This is a genomic window from Streptomyces sp. NPDC025721 (assembly GCF_055558595.1).
On record NZ_JBVHMF010000036.1, the window covers coordinates 1 to 22844 of the forward strand.

Annotated in this window: 10 protein-coding genes; all 10 read right to left on the reverse strand. The window is 73.8% G+C overall.

Annotated features, from left to right (window positions below; all coding sequences use genetic code 11):
• On the reverse strand, positions 1-84 hold an 84-nt coding region (locus tag ACZ4EF_RS33345; protein ID WP_355335748.1), incomplete at its 3' end, for a biotin carboxylase N-terminal domain-containing protein.
• Between the two features lie 105 nt (positions 85-189).
• Positions 190-420 (reverse strand): acyl-CoA carboxylase subunit epsilon, encoded by a 231-nt coding sequence (locus ACZ4EF_RS33350; protein ID WP_467507863.1) that lies wholly within the window; start codon positions 418-420, stop codon positions 190-192.
• Positions 417-2018, reverse strand: a complete 1602-nt coding sequence (locus tag ACZ4EF_RS33355) for an acyl-CoA carboxylase subunit beta (RefSeq protein WP_391047674.1) — start codon at positions 2016-2018, stop codon at positions 417-419. The genes ACZ4EF_RS33350 and ACZ4EF_RS33355 overlap by 4 nt, the downstream gene beginning before the upstream one ends.
• A gap of 34 nt (positions 2019-2052) precedes the next feature.
• Entirely contained in the window at positions 2053-3882 is a 1830-nt protein-coding gene (locus tag ACZ4EF_RS33360) for a fatty acyl-AMP ligase (RefSeq protein WP_467507865.1), read from the reverse strand.
• Between the two features lie 2 nt (positions 3883-3884).
• Positions 3885-4469, reverse strand: coding sequence for a flavin reductase family protein (locus tag ACZ4EF_RS33365; RefSeq protein WP_355334777.1), 585 nt, complete (start codon positions 4467-4469; stop codon positions 3885-3887).
• Positions 4459-6111 carry an NAD(P)/FAD-dependent oxidoreductase gene (locus ACZ4EF_RS33370; RefSeq protein WP_467507867.1) on the reverse strand — a complete coding sequence of 551 codons (1653 nt, stop codon included), beginning with the start codon at positions 6109-6111 and terminating at the stop codon, positions 4459-4461. The genes ACZ4EF_RS33365 and ACZ4EF_RS33370 overlap by 11 nt, the downstream gene beginning before the upstream one ends.
• Before the next feature lie 36 nt (positions 6112-6147).
• Complete coding sequence (locus ACZ4EF_RS33375; protein ID WP_355334782.1) at positions 6148-7785, reverse strand: NAD(P)/FAD-dependent oxidoreductase; 1638 nt, start codon at positions 7783-7785, stop codon at positions 6148-6150.
• A gap of 64 nt (positions 7786-7849) precedes the next feature.
• Positions 7850-12562, reverse strand: coding sequence for a type I polyketide synthase (locus ACZ4EF_RS33380; protein ID WP_467507869.1), 4713 nt, complete (start codon positions 12560-12562; stop codon positions 7850-7852).
• A complete protein-coding gene (locus ACZ4EF_RS33385) occupies positions 12559-21465 on the reverse strand; it encodes a type I polyketide synthase (RefSeq protein ID WP_467507871.1) in 8907 nt (2968 codons plus the stop codon). Before ACZ4EF_RS33385 ends, ACZ4EF_RS33380 begins: the two co-directional genes overlap by 4 nt.
• On the reverse strand, positions 21465-22808 hold the full coding sequence (locus ACZ4EF_RS33390) for an NAD(P)/FAD-dependent oxidoreductase (protein ID WP_355334791.1): 1344 nt from the start codon (positions 22806-22808) through the stop codon (positions 21465-21467). Before ACZ4EF_RS33390 ends, ACZ4EF_RS33385 begins: the two co-directional genes overlap by 1 nt.
• Positions 22809-22844 lie beyond the last annotated feature (36 nt).

Here is a 22844-nt window from a genome sequence, read left to right on the forward strand (position 1 = left end):
CACACTCGCGATCCCCGCATCCCGGCAGGCACGGGCAACGCGGACAGCAATTTCACCGCGGTTCGCGATGAGCACCTTGCGCACGATGGCTCCCTTGGCTCATTTGGCTGGTTCGGCTTCCCCGACTCCGGCGGCTTCCCGGCTCCGACGCCCCGCGGCGGTCAGGGGCCGCGCGACGGACGGCCGCGCTCACGGCGTCCAGCCGCCGCTCCGGCCGCCGCGCCGCCACTGGCCGGGGCCGCGGTCCGAGGCGGGGACCGTGCCCCGCCGCCACGATCGCCGCGAAGGCGACCGCCGCGCCGCCGGCTCGTCACCGAGCGCGGCGCCGGCGCCCGCCCACACCGCGAGCAGTGCGGCCAGCTCCTCGGCGGTGGGCTCGCCCCGCACCACCCGGATGTCGGGGTCGCGCGCGCCGCTCACAGCGGGATGTTCCCGTGCTTGCGCGGCAGCCGCGTCACCCGCTTGTCGGCGAGCGCGCGTAGCGCCTGGGCCACCTGCCCGCGGGTCTCGTGCGGCATGATCACCGCGTCCACGTAGCCCCGCTCGGCGGCGACGTACGGGTTGCACAGCGCCTGTTCGTACTCGGCGCGCAGCCGGTCGCGCTCGGCGGCCGGGTCCTCGGCCTGCTCGACGGCGCGGCGGTGCAGGACGGTGACCGCGCTCTCGCCGCCCATGACGGCGATCTCGGCGGTGGGCCAGGCGAGGTTGACGTCGGTGCCGAGGTGCTTGGAGCCCATGACGCCGTACCCGCCGCCGTACGCCTTGCGGGTGACGACCGTGACCATGGGGACGGTGGCCTCGGCGTAGGCGTAGATCAGCTTGGCGCCGCGCCGGATGATGCCGCCGCGTTCCTGCTCCAGGCCCGGCAGAAAGCCGGGGACGTCCACGAAGGTGAGGACGGGGATGTGGAAGGCGTCGCAGGTGCGGATGAAGCGGGCGGCCTTCTCGCTGGCGTCGATGTCGAGCGCCCCGGCCATGTGAGAGGGCTGGTTGGCGACCACGCCGACACTGCGGCCCTCCACCCGGCCGAAACCGCAGATGATGTTGCGGGCGAACAGTTCCTGCGTTTCGAGGAGCTCGCCGTCGTCGAGGACGGTGTGGATCACCTGGTGCATGTCGTAGGGCCGGTTGGCCTCGTCGGGGATCAGCTCGTCGAGCGCGAGGTCGGCGGCGGTGAACTCCTCCGCGGCGCGCACCTCGTAGTCGGGCGCGTCGTCCATGTTGTTCGACGGGAGGTAGCCGAGGAGCAGGCGGACGTACTCGAACGCCTCCTTCTCGTCGCGCGCGAGGTGGTGGGCGTTGCCCGAGACGGCGTTGTGGCTGTAGCCGCCGCCCAGTTCCTCGCGGTCGATCTGGTGGCCGGTCACCGTCTTCAGCACGTCGGGCCCGGTGACGAACATGTGGGAGATGCCCTCGACCATGACGATGAAGTCGGTGATCGCCGGGGCGTAGACGGCGCCGCCCGCGCAGGGGCCGGTCATCAGGGAGATCTGCGGGATGACGCCGGACGCCTGGACGTGCCGCTTGACCAGTTCGGCGTAGAGGGCGAGGGAGACCACGCCCTCCTGGATGCGGGCGCCGCCCGAGTCGTTGATGCCGATGATGGGACAGCCGGTGCGCAGCGCCAGGTCCATCACCTTGAGGATCTTCTCGCCGTAGACCTCGCCGAGGCTGCCGCCGAAGACGGTGAAGTCCTGGGCGAACAGGCAGACCCGGCGGCCGTCGATCGTGGCGTATCCGGTGATCACGCCGTCGCCGAGCGGACGCTGGCGGTCCATGCCGAAGTCGTGGCAGCGGTGCCTGGCCATGGCGTCCAGCTCGACGAAGCTGCCCGGGTCGACCAGGGCGTCGATGCGTTCGCGGGCGGTGAGCTTGCCCTTGTCGTGCTGGCGCGCGACGGCTGGTGCGTCGGTCGCCAGCCGCGCCGACTCGGCCCGCCTGCGGGTGAGTTCGGACAGCCGCTCGGCGGTGGTTCCTCTTCCTGGGCTTGCGGACACGGTGTCTCCTCGGTGCGTCATGACCTGGCCGTGCGGGCGTCGCGGGGCCCGGACGTCAGCCGCTTCGTACGACGGCGTCGGCCAGCGATCCGTCCGTGTAGAGCTGTCGGCAGGCGCGGCGTCGCACCTTGCCGCTGGAGGTCTTGGGCAGAGTGCCGCGCCGCACCAGCAGTACGTCGTCCGCCTCCAGCCGATGATTGTCCCAGACCGCCTCACGTACAAGCCTGTGCAGCCGTTCCGTACCGGTCTCGCGCAAGGTCCGCCCGTCGGCCTCCACGACGACGACCAGTTTCTCGGTGCTGCCGTCGTCCACGGAGAAGGCCGCCGCGCAGTTGGGGCGCAGGCCGGGGGCGGCGGTCTCGGCGGACAGTTCGATGTCCTGCGGGTAGTGGTTGCGGCCCGCGCGGATGACGAGGTCCTTGAGCCGCCCGTTGATGTACAGGGTGCCGTCGTGGAGGAAGCCGAGGTCGCCGGTGCGCAGATATTCGTGGCTGTCGTCGGCGGCGGGGGCGGTGCGGGCCCAGAAGGTCTCCTTGCTCGCCTCCGGGCGGCCCCAGTAGCCGGCCGCCACGCAGGGCCCGTTGATCCAGATCTCGCCGACGCGGCCGTCGGGCAGCGGGTTCAGGGTCGCGGGGTCGACGATCCTGATCCGGGTCCCAGGCTCCGGCGCGCCGCAGCCGACGATCGGCACGGCGCCGGGCGCGTCCGCGTCGACCTGCCGGACCACGCCGTCCCGCAGGGCGTCGTCGGAGACCCACAGGGCGGCGGGTTCCCGGTCGACGCGGTCGCCGGTGGCCTTCAGGGTGTTCTCGGCGAGCCCGTAGCCGGGGCACATCGCGCGCGGGTCGAAGCGCGCGGGGGCGAAGGCGGCGGCGAAGTTCTCGATGGTCCGCCAGCGCACCGGTTCCGCGCCGTTGCCCGCGACCTGCCAACTGGACAGGTCGAGGCCCGGGCCGATCCGGCCCTCCGCGGCGGCTGACACGCACAGGTCGTACGCGAAGCCGGGCGCGGCGGCGTGCGTGCCGCGGAACCGCGAGATCGCCTCCAGCCAGCGGGCCGGGCGGCGGATGAACGCCTCGGGTGTCATCAGATACGAGGTCGGGCCCGCCCACAGCGGCAGCACGATCCCGAACAGCATGCCCATGTCGTGGAAGAGCGGCAGCCAGGACACCACGGTGGCGCCGGGGCCGCAGGGCCACAGGTCGTCGGTCTCCCGCGCGTTGGCCATGAAGTTGGCGTGGGTGACCATCACGCCCTTGGGGTCGCCGGTCGACCCCGAGGTGTACTGGAGCAGCGCGGTGTCGCCCGGTCCCGGCAGCGTGCCGTGCCACTGCTCCGGGTCCGCGCCCCCGGCGGCGTCCTCGGGCAGTTCGTCGGTGGGGATCAGCGTCAGGCCGGTCAGCTCCGGGCGGTCGCCGAACCGCTCCCGCAGCTCGCGTGCCACGGCGGCCGTGGTGAGGACGGCGTGGGTTGCCGCGTCGTCGGCGATGCCGCGCAGCCGCTGGAGTCCGCTGACCCGGCTGGGCACCTGGACCGGCGCCGCGGCGATGCCCGCGTACATGCAGCCGAGCAGGGCGCGGACGAAATCGAATCCTGAGGGGTAGAGCAGTACGGCGTTGCGGCCGGCGAGTCCCGCCGCGATGAGCGCGGCGGCGTGCCGCCGGGCGTCGGCGTCGAGGGCGCCGTAGGTCAGCGGGTCCTGCGGCTCCTCGCCGTCGTGCAGGAAGACGAAGGCGGTGTCGTCCGGCCGTGTCGCGGCGCGCAGCCGCAGCGCGTCCACCAGGGTGCGCACCTCGGGCAGGGTGCGCAGGTCGAGCGGCGCGGAGGGGTCGGGGTACGGGGGCACGGCCTCGGCGACGGGCTGTCGCGTCAGGTCGATGCTCATGGTCAGCGCTCCTTGTCGAGCCGGGCGAGCCGTCCGCGGTAGAAGGTGAGCGGGCCGTCGTCCTCCAGCGTGCCGAGCGAGGTGACGGCGCCGACCACGATCCGGTGGTCACCGCCGTGGTACTCGTCGGCGACCTTGCACTCCAGGTAGCCGATGGCGTCGCGCAGGATGGGCGCGCCGACGCTGCCGCTGAGGCAGTCCAGCCCGTCGAAGCGGGTCGGCCCCGGTGCGGCGAAGCCCATGGCGACCGGGCCCTGTGCCGCGCCGAGGATGCTCACGGCGAAGGTCCCGGTGGCGCGGACGGCGGCCAGCAGCCGGGAGTCGTGCCGCAGGCAGAACAGCACCAGGGGCGGTTCCAGCGAGACGGAGGTGAAGGAGTTGACGGTGGCGCCGACCCACTGCCCGTCGATCACGCTGGTGACGACGGTGATGCCGGTGGTGAAGTGCCCGCACACCTGGCGCATGGCGGACGGCTCCGGCGGCAGGGCCTGGGCGGGGAACCTCTTGGTTCCGGTGTCTGCTTCCATGTCCACGATCCCCAGGTGGGCGAGTCTGCGTCGGATGTCCTGTTCCTGGTCAGTCGTCATGGCCGAGGTCTTTTCCGCCGCCGCGCGCACCGTAGGGCCGCACCAGGCGCAGCACTCCCGGTGGTGCTTCCTTGCGCGCCCACAGCAGGGTGCGCACCCGTTGCGGGGTGGTGAGGACGTACTCGCGGTCGGTGGGGTCGCCGAAGCCGTAGATCGGCGGCACCATCGCTTCGTTCCGCAGGCGGACGAAGATCCGGTCGGCGCTCTGGCGGGCGGTGGCGCGGCCCTCGGCGGTGTCGCGGCAGGCGGCGAGGGTGAAGTCGAGCAGCTCGCGGTATTCCGGCAGCGTCTCGTGGCAGACACCGGTGGCGGGGTCGGCGCGCAGCGAGGTGAGGGCGGCCTCGGCGGCGCCGGACGCCATCGTCTTGGCGCTCCGCTTGAGGGAGAGCGCGTCGAACATGGTGCCCAGCAGCCAGACCCTGGCCGTCGCACTCCACAGCGCGGGGTGCGAACTGGCGGCCAACGCGGCGTCCACCAGGCGGTCCTGACGGTCCGCCATGCCGTGCTGCAAACGCTCCAGATAACGGAAGCGGCCCGCCGACCAGTCGTCGTCCCTGGCCGCGGCGAGGATGTCGGAGGCCGCGGAGTAGACGAGTTGGGCGGAGGTGTAGAGGTCGCGGCCGAGGACCGGGTCGCCGCCGAGCGCGGAGCCGTCGAGCAGCAGCATGCGGTCGCCCACGGTGCGCGAGGCGTGCCACTGGCCGGAGTCGGCCGTCCAGCAGAACATCGGCTGCGCGTCGGCGAGTTGGGCGGCGACGGCCGGGTGACGGGCGGCGCGGGCGAGGATCTCCTCCCAGCCGTCGGTCCCCTGCCGGGGGAAGCGGGCGGCGTCCAGCGACAGGGTGACGGTGGCGAGCGCGGAGCCGGCCGGCGTACCCGAGCCGTTGCGGAAGTGGCCCACCTGTATCCAGCCGCCGTCGAAGACGTGGTGCAAGGTGCCCTGCGACCAGGGGTGCGAGCCCTTGAGGACCGGCGCGACCCGCTCGTACGGCCGTACGCCGACGGCGTGCGCGCCGATCACCCGCGTGCCGGTGCCCCCGGAGACCCGCTCGGCGCCGAGCGCGCGGGCCACGGCCGAGTCGGGGCCGCCGGTGTCGACCACGAAGCGGGTGCGTATCTCCTCACCCGAGGTCAGGGTCAGGCGTACCCGGTCGTCCTCGGCGACGGCCTTGTCGACCCGGACCCGCTGCCGTACCCGGGCGCCGTACCCGACGGCCGCGGCGAGCATCCAGGCGTCCAGGTCGGGCCGGTAGAAGCGGCTCTCGCCGTGCTCCGAGGGGATGTTGAACTGGAGGGAGTCGGCCCGCCGGTGCCCGGCGCCCTCGTGGTGGTGCACGAAGCCGAGGGTGCGCTGCACGCCGCAGTTGTACGACAGTTCGCGCCCGACCCGTCCCGCGTCGGCGAGCAGCGCGATCTCCGGCACCCGGAAGCGCTCGGCGATCACCTCGTAGAGGAACGAGGTGCACGGCAGCGTCATCTCACCCGGCTCGCTGCCGGACGTGTCGTGCTCGCCGAGCAGCAGGACGCGCAGGCCGTGCCGGGCGAGGATCACGGCCAGCGAGGTGGCCGTGATCCCGGTGCCCAGGACGGTGACGTCCGGGTCACGCTGGTCGTCTCCGATGTGGTCGGGGTCGGTTCTCATGGTGCCCATCACCTGTTCGGGTCGGATACGGATGGGTCAGCCGCCGTGCGCGACGCGTTCCATGGCGAAGCCGCGCATGGCGTGGGTCACCGTGCCCGCGATGTCGGCGGGTGCCTTGGTCCGGGCCCAGGCGACGGTGCGCGCCATGCGCGCGGGGGTCGCGTGGAAGAAGTGGTTGCCCGGCTTGTCGAGGTTGAGCGGCGGCGGGATGAAGTCGGCGGCGGAGAGCTGCGCGAACAGCCGCCGGGTCGCCTCCTGCGGTGTGATGGTGCCGTTCTCCACCTGCTCGCTGACGGCGGTGGTGTGGCGCAGCAGTTCGTTGCAGCCGTCGTGGGTGGGGAAGGGCGAGCCGAGGTACTTGGAGTGCTCCATCTCGCGCAGCGGGCCGGTGTCGCCGCCGCGCCGCAGCCGGTCGTAGACGCCTTCGAGGTGGAAGGTGCCGAGCACGGTGGAGATCGCCCAGGTCCTGAAGACCGCGTTCCACATCTCGTAGTCGCGGAAGGCGATGAAGGAGCTGTTGACCAGGTCGTCGTTGGCGCTGAGCAGGCCCTGCTCCAACTGCTCGACGAAGGCGAAGCGTTCGCGGGAGAAGTCGTCGTCGCGGATCGCGTCGAGCAGCCGGTAGCCCAGGACGTTGACGACTTCGAGGGTGTTGGTCAGGCCGCGGGAGTAGAGCGCGTCGATGAATCCGGCGGCGTGCGCGGTGATGCAGAAGCGGTCGCCGACGGTGCTGGTGGTCGAGTACTGCAACCGGCCGGTGGAGACCCACTCGCGGACCGGGCGGGCGTTCTTGAACTGCGGTGCGATGTCGGGGAACCGGCTGAGGAATTCGTCGAATTCCTGCTGCGGCGGGCCGTCGGGCCGCGGGTGGCGGCGCGGGTCCAGGGTGAGGCCGACGCTGCACAGCCGGTTGGTGCCGCCCTTGTTGTTGTCGAAGGGGATCACCCACAGCCAGCCGCCGTCGAAGACGTGGTGCAAGGTGCCCTGGTGCCACGGGCTGGGGTTGCCGTACTGCGACGGGTTGCGCATGACGTCGTCGTACGGGGTGACGCCCACCATGTGCGTGAACAGCGAGCGCGAGTGGTGCTTGAAGCGGGTGGGCTGTTCGCGCAGGCCGAAGTGCTCGGCGACCGGGGAGCGGTGGCCGCTGGCATCGACCACGTAGCGGGCCTGGAAGGTCTCGCCGCGGTCGGTGGTCAAGGTGACGCCCGAGCCGTCGATGTCGACGTCCTGGATCCGGGTCTGCTGCCGCAGGACCGCGCCGTAGGAGGCGGCGGTGTACGCCATGTAGGCGTCGATGTCCTGCCGGTAGAAGTGGTTCTCGGTGTGCAGCATCTTCGGGATGACGAACTGGTTGACCTCGTCGGGCCGTTGGGCCTGGCCCTCGCGCTGGTAGACGAAGCCGAAGTTGCGCTTGACGCCGCAGGCCCCGGTCACGTGCTTGCGTACGCTCTGGAAGCTGGCGAGGTGGGCGATCTCCGGCACGTCGTAGCGGGCGCTGACGACCTTCATCAGCACCGAGGTGTAGGGGATGGTGGACTCCCCGATGGCGAACCGCGGGTGGGTGCCGGCGTCCAGCAGCAGCACCTTGGCGCCGTTGCGGGCGAGCACGGCGCCCAGGATCGAACCGGCGATGCCTGCGCCGAGAATGGCTACGTCGTGGCGGGTGTTCATCTGCGACCTCCTGGGATACGGCGGTGTGTCCTGGGGCTTCGGCCGGTGCAGCCGGATCGGTGGGTCAGTGCTGACGGGCGACCTCGGCGGCGAGCAGCCGTGCCCAGTGGACGGCCGGTTCCTCGAAGAAGGGACGGGGTTCCAGGCGCAGGGCCAGGTCGGCGCGGTAGCGGGCGATGACCTGCGTCACCCCCAGCGAGTCCAGTCCCAGGTCGAGCAGGCTGATGTCGTCGGTGATCTCGGTGAGCGCGACGCCGAGGTGGTCGGCGAGGACGGTTCTGACGTAGCCGTCGAGCAGCGGTTCGCGCTGGTCGGCGGGCGCGTCCAGGACGGCCCGCAGGTGTTCGGAGGGACCCTGGTCCTGGCCGGGACCGGCGCTGTCGGCGCGGACCTCGGTCAGCAGCGGGCGGGCGCGGCGCGATTCCAGCAGCGGGCCGAGCGTCGTCCAGTCGGCGCCGGAGACCACGGCGTGCGCGGTGTCGGAGGCGAGCAGCGGGCCCAGGTGCCGCAGCCCGGTCTCCGGGTCGATCGCCCGGAGCCCCAGGGCCTCCAGACGGGCCATCAGCTCGTCGCCGCCCAGGCCGCTGGCCACCCGCCAGGGGCCCCAGCTCACGCTGAGCGCGGTGGCGCCGGTGCCGCGCCGGTAGGCGGCGAGCGCGTCGAGGAAGCGGTTGGCCGAGGCGTACGCGCCCAGGTGCGCCGAACCCCACACGGAGGCGATGGACGACATCAGCAGGAAGAAGTCCAGCGGTGCGCCGTCCAGCAGCCGGTGCAGCGTCCAGGCTCCCTCGACCTTGGGCAGCAGCACGGCGTGCAGCGACTCGGGGTCGGCCTCCGCGATGTTCTGCGCCCCGGCCAGGCCCGCGGCGTGGATGACGCCGCGCAGCGGCTGCCCGCTGTCGGCGATGTCCGCGAGGACCGCCGCCATGCCCGCCTCGTCGCCCACGTCGGCGGCGGCGACGGTCACCCGCGCGCCCTCGGTCTCCAGGGCGCGGATGGCGGCGACCCGCTCGGCGACGGGCGCGGGGAGCGCCGGGTCGTCCCAGCTCTGACGCGGGGGCAGGCCCGCGCGGCCGGTGAGGACCAGGTGCCGGGCGCCGAGGCCGACCAGCCACTCGGCCAGCGTCAGCCCGAGGCCGCCGAGCCCGCCGGTGATCAAGTAGCTTCCTTCGCCGGTCACTTGGAGGCGCGGGGCGTCGTCGGCCGGGGGGCCGGAGCGGATCAGACGGGGGACGAGGCGGGCGCCGCCGCGGTAGGCGACCTCGTCGTCCTCGTCGCCGAGGAGCAGTTCCTCGGCCAGTTCCGCGGCGCCGCTGTCGGCCGCGCCGCCTTGCGGGTCCAGGTCGACGGCCCCGCCCCACAGGTCGGCGTGTTCCAGCGAGACGACCTTGGCGAGGCCGGTGAGCAGCGATCCCGCCAGGCCCTCGGGGGCCTCCTCCTCGCCGGTGGCCTGCGCGCCGCGGGTGACCAGCCACAGCCGGGGCGGCCGGGCCCCGGCGGTGGCGGCTTCGGAGGCGGAGCCGGGAGGCGCCTGAGAGGCACCTTCGGCGAGCGCCTGGATCAGGTGCACCACGGTCTCGGGTCCCGTCACACGGGCCCGCGCCAGGTCCTCGACGGTGGTCTTGTCGCCGCCGGGCGCGTCGAGGGCCGCCAGGTGCACGATCCGGTCGACCGGGCCGACGTCGGCCAGCAGAGCGCGCAGCGCGGCGGGATCGCCCGCGGGGACGCTCCTGGCGCCCGGCAGCCCGGCCGGACCGTCGCCGATCCTGGCCAGCACGCACTCCCCGCCGAGCGAGGACAGCTCCGCCGCCAGCCGCTCACCGACCCCCGTGGTGTCGGTGAACAGCAGGGTGCGCCCGGCCGGATCCGCGGCGCGGCCCGCGCGCGGCGAGCGGCGCCACTCCACCGCGTACTGCGGGTAGTCCCCGGCTTCGGGGTCCGCGACCGCCCCGCCGGGTCCTGGCAGTACCGGAGAGGTGCCGTCGGCCAGCGGGAAGTTCAGTCGCAGCCGCTGGAAGGCGTACGTGGGCAGCGGCACGTGCCGGTCGGCGGTGGCCGGGTGCACCCGCGACCAGTCGACGGGTACGCCCCAGGCGTGCAGCGCGCCCAGGCTTCCCAGGACCTGCTCGGCCTCGGGCCGGCCGCGCCGCAGGGACGGCAGCCACAGCAGGTCGGGGTCGGGCAGGGCGCGGGCGGCCAGGCCGAGCAGGGTCCGGCCGGGGCCGATCTCCACGAAGGCGCCGACACCGGTCTCGCGCAGTGCCAGCACGCCGTCGTGGAAGCGGACGGGCTGCCGGGCGTGCCGGGCCCAGTAGCCGGGGTCCGCGAGGGTGGCGCGGTCCAGCGGCCGGCCGGTGAGGTTGGAGATCAGCGGGACGCGCGGCTCACGGAAGGTGATCTTCGCCGCCGCCTCCTCCAGCGGGGCGAGGACCGGGTCGAGCAGCGGCGAGTGGAAGGCGTGCGAGACGGTCAGCGGTTTGGCGGTCACACCCTCGCGGGCCAGCTCCGCCCGGATCTCCGCGATGGCATCGGCATCGCCGGAAAGGACCGTGTCCTGGGGCCCGTTGACGGCGGCGACGGCGACCAGGTCGGCGCGGGAGCCGATGGCCCGCTCGGCGGCCTGCGCGTCCAGTTGTACGGCGAGCATCGCGCCGGGCGCGGTCACCGACTCCATCAGCCGGGCCCGCAGGGCGATCAGCCCGAGCGCGTCCTCCAGGTCCACCGCTCCGGCGACGCACGCCGCCGCGTACTCGCCGACGCTGTGGCCGATCACGGCGGCGGGGCGGACACCCCAGGACGCCCACAGCTCGGCGAGCGCGAATTCGACGGCGAACAGCGCGGGTTGGGTGTAGCCGGTCCTGTCGAGCGAGCCGTCGGGCTCGACGGGGTGGACGATCTCCAGCAGCGGTCGGTCCAGGACCGGGTCGACGATCTCGGCGCAGCGCTCCAGAGCCTGCCGGAACACCGGCTCGGACTCGTACAACTCCCGTCCCATGCCCGCGAACTGGGCGCCCTGGCCGGTGAACATGAAGGCGGTCTTCACGCGGTGCGCGGCCTGGGCGCGGCGGGGGGCGGGGCCGCCGTCGCCGGTCCCGAAGTCGTGCAGCCGGTCGGCGAGCGAGGCGGTGTCGCGGGCGGTGAAGGCGGCGCGGACCTGCTGCGGTGAGCGGCCGGCGGCGATGGTGCGGGCCACGGAGTCCAGCGGGGTCGCCGGGTTGGCGCGCAGGAAGTCGGCCCAGCGCAGGGAGAGTTCACGCAGCGCCGGTTCGCTGCGGGCCGACGCGACGAACACTTCTGCCTGCCGCCCCGGCCGCGGGTCCGGCTCGGGCTGCTCGGTGGTCATGGCGGGCGGTTCCTCGATGACGAGGTGGACATTGGTGCCGCTGGCGCCGAACGAGCTGAGGCCCGCGGTGCGCGGCTGCCCGTCGGACGGCCACGGGGTGTGCTCGGCGGCGACCCGCAGGTGCAGCGCGTCCCAGTCGACGTTGGGGTTGGGCGTGCGGAAGTGCAGGCTCGCCGGGATCTCGCCGTGGCCGACGGCCAGCACGCTCTTGATCAGCCCGGCGATGCCCGCCGCCGCCTCCAGGTGGCCGACGTTGGTCTTCACCGACCCGACGTAGACGGGGTGATCCGCCGAACGGCCGGTGCCGAGGACGGTCTCCAGGCTGCGCAGTTCGATGGGGTCGCCGAGGGCGGTGCCGGTGCCGTGCGCCTCGACGTAGCCGATCCGGTCTGCGGTGACTCCCGCGTCGGCGAGGGCCGCGCGGATGACCTCCTGCTGCGCCTTGCCGCTGGGTACGGAGATGCCGCTGGCGTGGCCGTCGTGGTTGACGGCGCTGCCCCGGATGACGGCGAGCACCCGGTCGCCGTCGGCCACCGCGTCGCTGAGCCGCTTGAGCACCACCAGACCGCAGCCCTCGCCGCGTGCGTAGCCGTCGGCGGAGGCGTCGAACGCCTTGCAGCGGGCGTCGGGCGAGACCGCCCCGGCCTTGCTGACCAGCACGAAGCCGTACGGGGACAGGATGACGTTGACCCCGCCCGCAAGTGCCAGATCGGTCTCGCCCAGGCGCAGGGCCTGGCACGCCTGGTGGACGGCGACCAGTGAGGAGGAGCAGGCGGTGTCGACGACCTGCGCGGGTCCGCGCAGCCCGAAGGTGTGCGCGATGCGTCCGGCGATGAAGCTGTTCTCGCCGAGGAGTTGGTAGCCGTCGATCGCGGCCGGGTCGCCGTACTGCTGCCGCAGCCGTACGTAGTCGCTGGTGCTCGCGCCGATGTAGACGCCGGTGCGGGAGCCGTCCAGCGAGTCGTGCGGGATGCCGGCCCGCTCCAGCGCCTCCCAGGCGACTTCGAGCGCGATCCGCTGCTGGGGGTCCATTCCGAGCGCTTCGCCCGGCGCGATCCCGAAGAGCTGCGCGTCGAAGGTGTCGGCGCTGTCCAGGAAGCCGCCTTCCACGACGTACGCCTTCGCGGGCGCCTCGGGGTCGGGGTCGTAGTACGGGTCGGTGTCCCAACGGTCGCGCGGGAAGGGGCCGATGGCGTCCACGCCGTCGCGCAGCAGGTCCCACATGCGCTCGGGCGAGTCGGCGCCGCCGGGGAAGCGGCAGCCGACGCCGATGACGGCCACCGGGCTGTGCAGCGCGGCCCGTTGGTCCTCGACCATCGTGCGCAGCCGCCCGATGGTCTCCAGTGCCTGGGCGAGGCGGGACCGTTGGTCCGGTGCGCGCTCCGGCGTACGGTCCGATGTGCGGGGTCCGGCACCGTCGGTGGGCTGGTTCATCGCTTGTCTCCCTCGATGAGGGCGTTCACGGCGGCGACTTCGGCGTCCAGACGGGCGAAGAGGTCCGCGTCGTCGGGGTCGTCGTAGTCGTCTTCATCGGTGAGGTCGCCGGTGACGGTGGCGTTGTCCGCGGTGCCTTCGGCGCTTTCGGCGCGTCCGGTGGTCGCGGCGTTCTCTGCGCGTCCGGTGTCTTCGGTACGGGTGACGCTGTCGGCGGCGGGCTGCGGCGCGTCAGACCGCTCGTCGCCCGATCCGCCGACCACCTCGGCGGCGAGGAATCCGGCCACGGCGTCGCCCGTCGGGTATTCGAAGGCGAGTGTCGCGGGGAGCGCGCTGCCGAAGCGGCGCTCCAGCCGTACCTTCATCTCCAGCGCCGTGATGGAGTTCAGGCCCAGTTCGAAGAAGCCCTGCCGGGGCTCGAGTTCGCCGGGTCCGTCCAGGCCGAGCACCACCGCCACCTCCTCCAGGACGCACTCCAGCAGCAGATCGCCGCGCGCCGCGTCGGGCAACGAGCGCAGCTTGTCCAGCAGCGCGCCGGAGTCACCGGGCGCAGCCGCCGCCTCGGCGGCCAGGGCGTCGAAGAGCGGCCAGGGACGGGCCTGTTGGTAGAGCGGCAGCAGCAGGCCCCAGTCGGCGTCGGCCGCGGCGGCGCCGGTCAGGCCCGCCGCGGTGATCCGGTCGAGCAGTTCCACGGCGATGCCGGGCGGGAGCGGGCGCATGCCGCTGCGCGTCAGCCGGTTGGCGCTGTCGCGGTCCAGCAGATCCACGTCGAGCCAGGGCGCCCAGGCGATGGCGCAGACCGGCAGGCCCAGGGCGCGCCGGTGCCCGGCGAGGGCGGTGAGCAGCGCGTCCACCGGGGCCTGCACGCCCGCCCCGATCGCCGCCCAGGCCGACGCCACGGTGCCCCATACCTGGAAGAGGTCCAGGTCGGTACGCGTGTCGAGCGCTGCTTGGTGCAGCAGCCACGCGCCGCGGGCGCGGTCCTCGACCGCCTCGGCGATCGCGGCGGCGGTCGGCTCCTGGTCGATCGGCAGATTCCAGCCGACGCCGAGCCAGATCACGCCCGCGACGGGGTGTCCGGCCGCGGCCTCGTCCTCGATCAGCCGGGTCGCCTGCTTGGCGTCCTCCACGCGGGGCACGACCAGCGTGCGGCCCGCGCCGCGCGCGGTCAGCCAGGCGGCCACCCGGTCGGGCAGCGGTCCTTCCGCGCCCGCCACCAGATAGCTGCGGTCGGCGGCCAGTTCGACCGGCTCGAACAGCGGCGGCGGGGCCGGGGCGCGCAGCACCCGGGCGGTGAGCCTGCGTCCGGCGCGCAGCGCGATCTGGTCCTCGACGTCCTCGCCTCCGGCGCGGTCGGCGCCGTGGGCGAGCAGTTCGGCCGCGACGGCCGCCGCGTCCTCCTCCACACCCGAGGTCAGCGGGTCCAGGTCGAGCGCGGCGCCCCAGGCGGTGGGGCGTTCCACGCCGGAGACGATCGCGGACTGCCGCAGCGGTGCCTGTGCGGCGGCGGGCAGTTCCAGCTCGTCCACCGCGACCGCGCCCCGCGTCACGTACAGCACGCGTGCGCCGCTGCCGACCGCCGCCGTCACGGAGGCGACCGCCGTCACCCCCGCGCACGCGTCGGCCACGGCGAGGGGGTCGGGCTCGTCCCGCTCCGGCAGGTCCAGCGCCCCGAGGTGCACGACGTCCCGGCAGCCGGGCCCGGTGCGCAACTCCCGCAGCGCGTCGGCGAGTCGCTGCCGTACGGCGTCGGGCTCGCCGTCGGCCGCCAGCAGGGTCGTGGGCCGGCCTTGTGCGGCCAGTGCCCGTGCCAGTTCTTCGGCGACGCCGCCGCGGTCCGCGAGGACGACGGTGACAGGTCCGGTCAGGAGCGCCCCCGCTCCCCCGGCGGCTGTGGACGGGTCGTCGTCGGTCCGTGATGCGCCGAGGCCGTCCCGCTGGGCCGGGACATGGGCGGTCAAGCCGCGCTGCGGAGGCCCGGCTTCGAGCCGAGCCGGGGTTTCGGCCGGCCGCTGCTCGGGCTGACGGACCGTCAGCGGGCGCTCCTGCCAGCCGAGGACGTACAGGCTGGTGGTGAGGCGCGCGGTCTCCTCCTGGTTGAGGACGCGGCCTCGCGGCGGGGCGAGGCGCAGGCCGGTGATCTCGGCGAGCGGCCGGCCCTCGGGGGTGGTCAGGCGGATGTCGGCGGTCGGGTCGCCCGCGGTGTCGGGGCGCAGGGCGGCGGTGACGAGGACGCGGTCGTCGGGGGCCGCGTACAGGGTGAGGCTGTCGAGGGAGGCGGGGAGCGGCGCCGGGTCGGCGGGGTCGGCGGACAGCAGGAACGCGGGCAGCCGCAGGGCGAGTTCGAGGAGGTCGGGGGCGAGGTGCCAGCGCATGGTGGCCGGGCGCAGCCGCAGTTCGAGTTCGATGCGGCCGTCGGCGGTCCGGGCCGATTCCGGGGTCGGCGCGCAGTCCCCGGTGGCGTGCCGGGCCACCCAGGCGCGCAGGGCCTCGTCGACCGGGCCGCGCGGGTGCGGCGGGGCGTCCGCAGCGGTGTCGGACGGCGCGCGTCCTGGCAGGGCGCGGCCCGAGACGAGGCGGCGGGGGCGCGGCGCGGTGTCGCTGGCGGGCTCCCACAAGGTGAGCGCCAGACCCGGCTGGTCGCCCGACGCGACCCGTTCCAGGGTGAGTTGGGTGGTGACGGAGCCGTCGGCCGGGACCAGCAGGGGGCGGTCGAGGGTGATGTCCTCAAGGCGGACGGGGCGGACGGGGCCGAAGGCGGTCCCGGCCGCGGCGACGGCCAGCTCCAGCCAGGTGGCGCCGGGCACCCGCAGTGCGGCGCCCACGGGTTCGGCGCCGAGCCGGGTGGCGGTACGGGCGTCGAGGTCCGTCTCCACGACGCGGCCCGACGGGGTGCGGACGTCGCGGGTCAGCAGCGGGTGGGCGCCCTTGTTCGCGGGGGCGGCGTCGCGCTGGTCGACCCAGTACCGCTTGTGCTCCCACGGGTAGGTCGGCAGCTCGGCGAGCGGGCCGTTCCCGGGGTGCAGCCGCGGCCAGTCCACGGCCTGGCCGCCGACGTGCAGGGCGCCGAGCCCGGTGAGCAGCGACTCCGGGCCGTCCTGGTCGCGCAGCAGTGACGGCACGAACAGTCCGTCGGTGCCCGCGGCCCGCAACTCCTGCTCGATGGGCACGAGTTGGATGGGGTGGGCGGACAGCTCCACGAAGGTGTCGTGTCCGTCCGCCGCCGCTGCCCGTACGGCGTCGGCGAACCGTACGGTCTGCCGCAGGTTCCGGCCCCAGTAGGCGGCGTCCAGGGGGGTGTCGGCGGCGAGCGGCGCGCCGTCCACCGAGGAGTACATCGGCAGGCGCGGGGCGGCCGGGGCCAGGCCGGTCAGGGCGTGTACAAGCTGTTCGCGCAGCGGCTCGGCCCAGGGGCTGTGGGCCGGGCCGCCGGCGTTGACCGCACGGAAGAACACGTTGCGCGCGCGCATTCGGGCGCCCAGTTCCTCCAGTGCGGTCGTCTCTCCCGACACCACCGTCGACTGTCGGCTGTTGACCACGGCGACGCACAACCGGTCGCCGTACGGTGCCAGTTCGTCCTCGGTGCGGTCGGCGTCGAGGCCGACCACGGCCATGCCGCCCTGGCCGACCAGGGCCCGCAGCAGGTGGGTGCGGCGCACCATGATCTCCGCGGCCTGCGCCAGGTCGAGCGCGCCCGCGCACAGGGCGGCCGACACCTCGCCCATGCTGTGGCCGAGCACGGCGGCGGGCTCGACGCCCAGGGCGCGCCAGCTCGCCGTCAGGCCGTACTGGGTGGCGAAGAGCATGATCTGCTGGTCGAGTTCGTTCGAAGGCTCGCGCGCGGATTCCAGCGCTTCGCGCACCGACCAGTCCAGGTGGCGGGCGAGCGCGGCGTCGCAGTCCGCGATCGCGTCCCGGAACACCGGGTCGGCGGCCAGCAGGGAGCGGCCCATGGCGGGCCAGTAGGAGCCGTGTCCGGAGAAGACGAAGACGGGTCCGCGTGCGCGTGCGGCGGCCTTGCCGAGGACGGTGCCGGGGACGCTGTCACCGTCGGCGACGGCGGTCAGTCGTTCGGCGAGCGCGGCGCGGTCGCGGCCCACGACGACCAGCCGGTGGTCGAGGTGGGAGCGGTGTACGGCCAGGGTCCGCGCCACGGCGGCCGGTTCCGCGCCGTGCGCGTCCCGTATCGCGTCGCCGTCCGGCTCGGCGGTGAGCAGTGAGCGCAGGGCGGCGGCCCGGTCGCGCAGTGCGGCGGGGGACGCGGCGGACAGCGGCAGGACGTGGAGGCGGGCGGTCAGGGCGGCGCCGTCGTCCGCGTCGGAGGTGCCGGAAGCATCGGGGACGTCGGATGCGTCGGAGGCGTCGGTCGCGGGGGCCTCGGCGAGCACGATGTGCGCGTTGGTGCCGCTGAAGCCGAAGGCGCTGACCCCGGCGACCCTGCGGCGCTCGCCGCGGGCCCACGGGCGGGCCTCGGTCGGGACGTCCAGGGGCAGTTCGTCCCAGGGGATGTCGGGGCTCGGCCGCGTGAAGTGCAGGTGCGCGGGCACCGTCTCGTGCCGCAGGGCCAGGACGGTCTTGATGAGTCCCGCGATGCCGGACGCGGCTTCCAGGTGGCCGATGTTGGTCTTCACCGAGCCGACCAGGCAGGGCTGCTGGGTCGTCCGTCCGGCCAACGCGGCGCCGAGCGCCCGCAGTTCGATCGGGTCGCCGAGCGGGGTGCCGGTGCCGTGCGCCTCGACGTAGTCCATGTCGTCGGCGCCGACGCGGGCGTCGGCGAGTGCGGCGCGCAGCAGTGTCTCCTGCGCGGGACCGTTGGGGGCGGTGAAGCCGCTGCTGGCGCCGTCCTGGTTGACGGCGGAGCCGAGGATCAGCGCCAGGACCCGGTCGCCGTCGCGCCGGGCGGCGGACAGCGGCTTGAGGATGACGGCTCCGCAGCCCTCGCCCCGCGTGTATCCGTCGGCGGTGGCGTCGAAGGTCTTGCACCGGCCGTCGGCCGCGAGGGCCCCGGCGGCGTCGCTGGCCCGGTGGATGGTGGGGCCGAGGATGAGATTGACGCCCGCGGCGACCGCGAGGTCGCTCTCACCCGAGCGCAGACTGGCCACCGCGAGGTGCACCGCGACCAGCGAGGACGAGCAGGCGGTGTCGACGGCCAGGCTCGGGCCGCGCATGCCGAGCAGGTACGACAGGCGGCCGGCGGCGGCGCTGAAGGAGGTGCCGGTGCCGTAGAAGGCGTCCACGTTGTCGGGGTGGCTGCCCACGATCTGGGCGTAGTCGGTGGAGTTCATGCCGAGGAAGACCCCGGTGCGGGACTCGGCGAGCGAGGTCGGCGGGACGCCCGCGTGTTCCAGCGCCTCCCAGGCCACTTCGAGGAACATCCGCTGCTGCGGGTCCATCACCTTGGCCTCGCGCGGCGGGATCCGGAAGAACGGCGCGTCGAAGCCCGCCGGGTCGTCGTCCAGGAAGCCGCCCCACCACACGCGCGGGTCGTCGAAGCGGCCGTCGGGGGCGCGGCGTACGGCGTCGCGGCCCGCGGTCAGCAGCCGCCAGTAGGCGTCCGGGCCCTCGGCGCCGCCGGGGAAGCGGCAGCCGACGCCGATGACGGCGATCGGCTCGGGCGCGCCGGGCGTACCGGTCGGCGCGGCCGGAGCCGCGGGCGTGGCGGTCGTACGGGACACGGCCGCCGTACCGGTCGTACGGGCCACGGCGGGCGCGGGAGCCGGGGCGTCGCCGAGCAGGCCGTCGAGGTAGTCGGCGAACCGCCGCACAGTGGGGTGGTCGAAGGCCGCGGTCTTCGGCAGCCGCAGCGGCACGGACCGTTCCAGCACCTTGCACAGCTCGACGGCGCCGAGGCTGTCCATGCCGAGGTCGGTGAAGCCGCGACCGCGCGCCACGGTGGTGCCGGAGGCCAGCCCCAGCACCTCCGCGGCGGCGTCCGCGACCAGGTCGGCGAGCTGGTCGCGGCTGGGGCGCGCCGGGGTCGCCGGAGCGGTGGGAGCGGCGTCCACCGGCGCGGGCAGGGCGGGCGGCGCCGTCTCGGACAGCGGCGCGCCCGGTGTGCTCAGGCGCAGCCCCACGGTCTCGGCGACGAGCCGCCCGGCCTCGTCGTACAGCTTCAACTCGCCGTGCAGTGCGCTCAGTCGCGGCAGGGTGTCGGCATCGGCGTTCGCGTCGGGCGCGGGGATGTCGAACCACAGCTTGTCGCCCTGCCACGGGTAGCCGGGCAGGTCAGTGACGGACGTGGGTCCCGGATTGACCTCGGGCCAACGGATGTCGACCCCGGCGGCGTAGAGCCCGGCCAGCGAGGTGCGCGCGGTGGCGACGTCGTCGGTGTCGCGGCGCAGGGTGGGGACGACGAGCCCGTCGACTCCCCGGTCCTCCAGGCTCTGGACGACGGGCTGGGCGAGCACCGGGTGCGGGCCCAGCTCCACGAAGAGGCGGTGACCGGCGTCGAGCGCGCGGCCGAGCGCGGCGGAGAAGCGGACCGGCTGGCGGAGGTTGCGTCCCCAGTAGTCGGCGCCGAAGGGGCCATCGGCGCCCGGCTCGCAGGTGAGGTGGACCGGCACGCGCGGCTTCGCCGGGGTGATCTCGCCGAGCAGTGCGACGAGTTCGTCCTGGTAGGGCGCCATCTGCGCGCTGTGGAAGGCGTATTCGCCAGGCATCGCGCGGTAGCCGTGGCCGAGCTCGGCCAGTTCGGCGCCCAGGGCCTCGACGGCCTCGGTGCGTCCGGAGACGACGGTGCTCGCGGGACCGTTGACGGCGGCCACGGTCACGTCGTCGCCGTATGCGGCGAGCAGCGGCAGCAGGTCGGCTTCGGGGAGGGCCACGGAGGCCATCCGGCCGCCGCCCTCGGCCCGTTGGAGGAGGCGTCCGCGGTGCACGATGACGCGTACGGCGTCGGTGAGGGTCAGTGCGCCCGCCACGTGGGCGGCGGCGATCTCGCCCATGCTGTGCCCGATGACGGCGGCGGGCTCCACGCCCCAGGAGCGCCAGAGCGCGGCGGCGGCCACCTGCACGGCGAAGACGACGGGCTGGGCGAATTCGGTCCGGGTCAGCCGGGAGTGCTCGGCGTCCGCGGTCAGTTCGCCGATCACCGACCAGCCCGCCTCCGCGGCGATCAGCTCGTCCACGCGGGTCAGTTCGGTCCGGAAGGCGTCCTCGTGGGCCAGCAGTTCGCGGCCCATGCCCGTCCACTGGCCGCCCTGCCCGGAGAAGACGAAGCAGACCTGCGGCAGGTCGTCGCCCGAGTCGCCCGGGTCGCCGAAGTCCCCGGCGTCCGTGCCGCCCCACTGCGCGCCGCCTCGCTCTTCCGCCGCCAGGTCCGGCACGGCGGAGTCGAGAGACGTCTCCAGCAACGCGCCGAGTTCCTGGGCGAGTTCGGCGGCCGTCCTGCCGGTGACGGCGATGCGGTGCTCGCGGTGCTGGGTGCGCCGGGTGCCCGCCGCCGTGACGTACGCGGCCAGTTCGGCCTCCGGCTGGTCGAGCAGCCGGTCGCGGTGCGCACGGGCCAGTTCGCGCAGCGCGGCGCCGGAGCGCGCGGAGACCGGCAGGAGCAGCCGGGACGGCCGGTCCTGTGCCGCCTCGGCGGGCGGGGCGACCGCGGGCGGTGCCTCGACGATCACATGGGCGTTGGTGCCGCTGAGCCCGAAGGCGCTGACGCCGGCCAGTCGCCGCCCGCCGCCGTCCGGCCACGCGGTGAGGTCCGTCGGCACCCGCACCGGCCAGCGGTCCCAGCGGATACCGGGGTTGAGCCGGTCCAGGTGCAGATGCGGGGGGATCTCGCCGTGCTGTGCGGCCAGTGCCGCCTTGAGGAGCCCGGCCGCGCCCGCCGCGCCGTCGGTGTGCCCGAAGTTGGTCTTCAACGAGCCGACCAGCAGCGGGTGTTCCGCGTCGCGTCCTTCGCCGAGAATCCGGGCGAGCGCGCTCATCTCGATGGGGTCGCCGAGCGGGGTGCCGGTGCCGTGCGCCTCGACGTAGCCGATCTCGTCGGGCCGTACGTCCGCGGCGGCCAGGGCGTCCCGCAGCAGCGACTGCTGGGCGGCGGCGCTGGGCACGGTCAGTCCCGCGCTGTGCCCGTCGTGGTTGACGGCGGAGCCGCGGATCACGGACAGCACGCGGTCGCCGTCGGCGAGTGCGTCGGTCAGCCGCTTGAGGACGAGCACCACGCAGCCGTCGCCGCGGACGATTCCGTCGGCCGCCGCGTCGAAGACCTTGCAGTGCCCGTCCTTGGCCATGGCGCCGACCTTCGACATGAACACCGTCAGCTCGGCGGAGAGCAGCAGATTGACGCCGCCGACCAGCGCGGTGTCGGACTCCCCCGTGAGCAGGCTCTGCCGCGCGAGGTGCACGGCGACCAGCGACGAGGAGCAGGCGGTGCTCAGCGCCACGCTCGGGCCGTTGAGGCCGAGCAGGTACGACAGCCGGCCGGGGCCGAAGCTGGCCTCCTTGCCCGAGGCGTACCAGGGGTCGATGCCGCGGACGCCCGCCTCGCGGGAGTGCCGCAGGAAGTAGTCGACGCTCAGGCCGCCGGAGAAGACGGAGGTACGGGTGCCGGCGAGGCTGCCGGGGACGATCCCGGCGTGTTCCAGCGCGTCCCAGGCGACCTCGATGAGCATCCGCTGCTGCGGGTCGATCTGCCGGGCCTCGCGCGGGGCGATACCGAAGAACTCCGCGTCGAAACGCGTCTCGTCCTCGATGAAACCGCCCCAGCGCGTGTACGTCCGGCCTGGCGCGTCGGGGTCCGGGTCGTAGTGCCGGGCGAGGTCGGAGCGGGACGGCGGGATCTCGGTGATCACTTCCGTACCGTCCCGCAGCACCCGCCAGAATCCGGCCAGGTCCGCCACGCCGCCCGGGAAGCGGCAGCCGGCACCGATGATCGCCACCGCCTCCGGGGCCTGATCGGTCATCAGAACAGCGCCGCCGCTGAGGGCGCGGACAGGCTGCCCAGGTGCTTGTACCAGAGGTGGTCGGGATCGTTCTCGACCGTGGCGACGATCTTCCGCATCGCGGCGAGCGCGCGCGGTTCGTCGTCGTCGTAGACGTCGCCCTGGAGCATCTTGAGGACGTCGAGCCGGTACCTGGGGTCCTGCACGAAGGCGGTGAACAGGATGTTCAGCCGGTAGTAGATGGAGATGAACTCGTACCAGTTGCTCACCCCGCGCCGCAGCGTCCGCTCGTACTCGGTGAAGCGGGACTTGCTGAAGTCCCCGGCCTCCGCCGCCGCGATGATGTCCTTGGTCGCGATGCGGGCGCTGTTGAGCGCGACGCTGACGCCGCTGGAGAAGATCGGGTCCACGAAGCGCGCGGCGTCGCCGATCAGCACGAAGTTGTCGCCGGTGATCTCCTTCATGCCGTAGCTGTAGTCGCCCTCGGCCTTGAAGGGGCGTACGCGCTCGGAGTCCTCGAGCGCGGCGCGCAGTTCGGGGCGGCTTCCCACGCACTCCCAGAAGAAGCCCTCCAGGTCGTCCTTGGAGGCGGTGAAGTGCTTCTTCTGCGTGACGACGCCGACGCTGGTGATGGTGTCGGTGATCGGGATCTGCCAGACCCAGGTGTCGGTCAGCGGCAGGAAGTGGATGAAGATGTAGTCGGCCTTCTTCTTGTCGTGCGAGAGGGCCGTGCGGTCCAGGCCGTCGAACCAGGTGTGCACCGCGTACTGGTTGAACACCGGGTCGGGGACCTTGAGCTTGAGCTGGCGGCCGAGCATCGTGCCGCGCCCGCTGGCGTCCACGACCATGCGGACGGTGACACCGGTGTCCTTGTCGCGGACGGGGTGGATCACCGGGTGCTCGCCGGAGAAGTCGACGCTGCCAATGCGGGTGTTCTCGAAGACCTTCGCGCCGCAGGAGGCGGCGTGCTGGAGCAGGAGCTGGTCGAACTTGCCCCGGTCCACGTGGTACGTGTGGGACTGGAGGACGCCGGGCTGGTCGCGCTCGTCGAATTCGATCTCGGCGGCGCCGAGCCCGTGCGAGAGGCCGCCGAAGCCCATGGTGGGGATGCCGGCCGGTGCCGCGGACGTCCAGGCCGCGCCGAATTTGCGGGGGAATCCGGCCTGCTCGACGAGGTCGAGCGCGCCGATGTCGCGCAGTACGGGGGTGGTGGCGGGCACCAGTGACTCGCCGACGTGCTCGCGGGGGAAGGTCTCCCCCTCGAAGACCGCGACGGTGAGTCCGGCCCTGGTCAGGTATGAGGCCGCGGTGGAGCCTGCCGGGCCTCCACCGATGATCCCGATGTCATAGTCGACTGCGGACAAGACTGCTCCTCTTGAGTCGGATCGGACGGGCCCTGC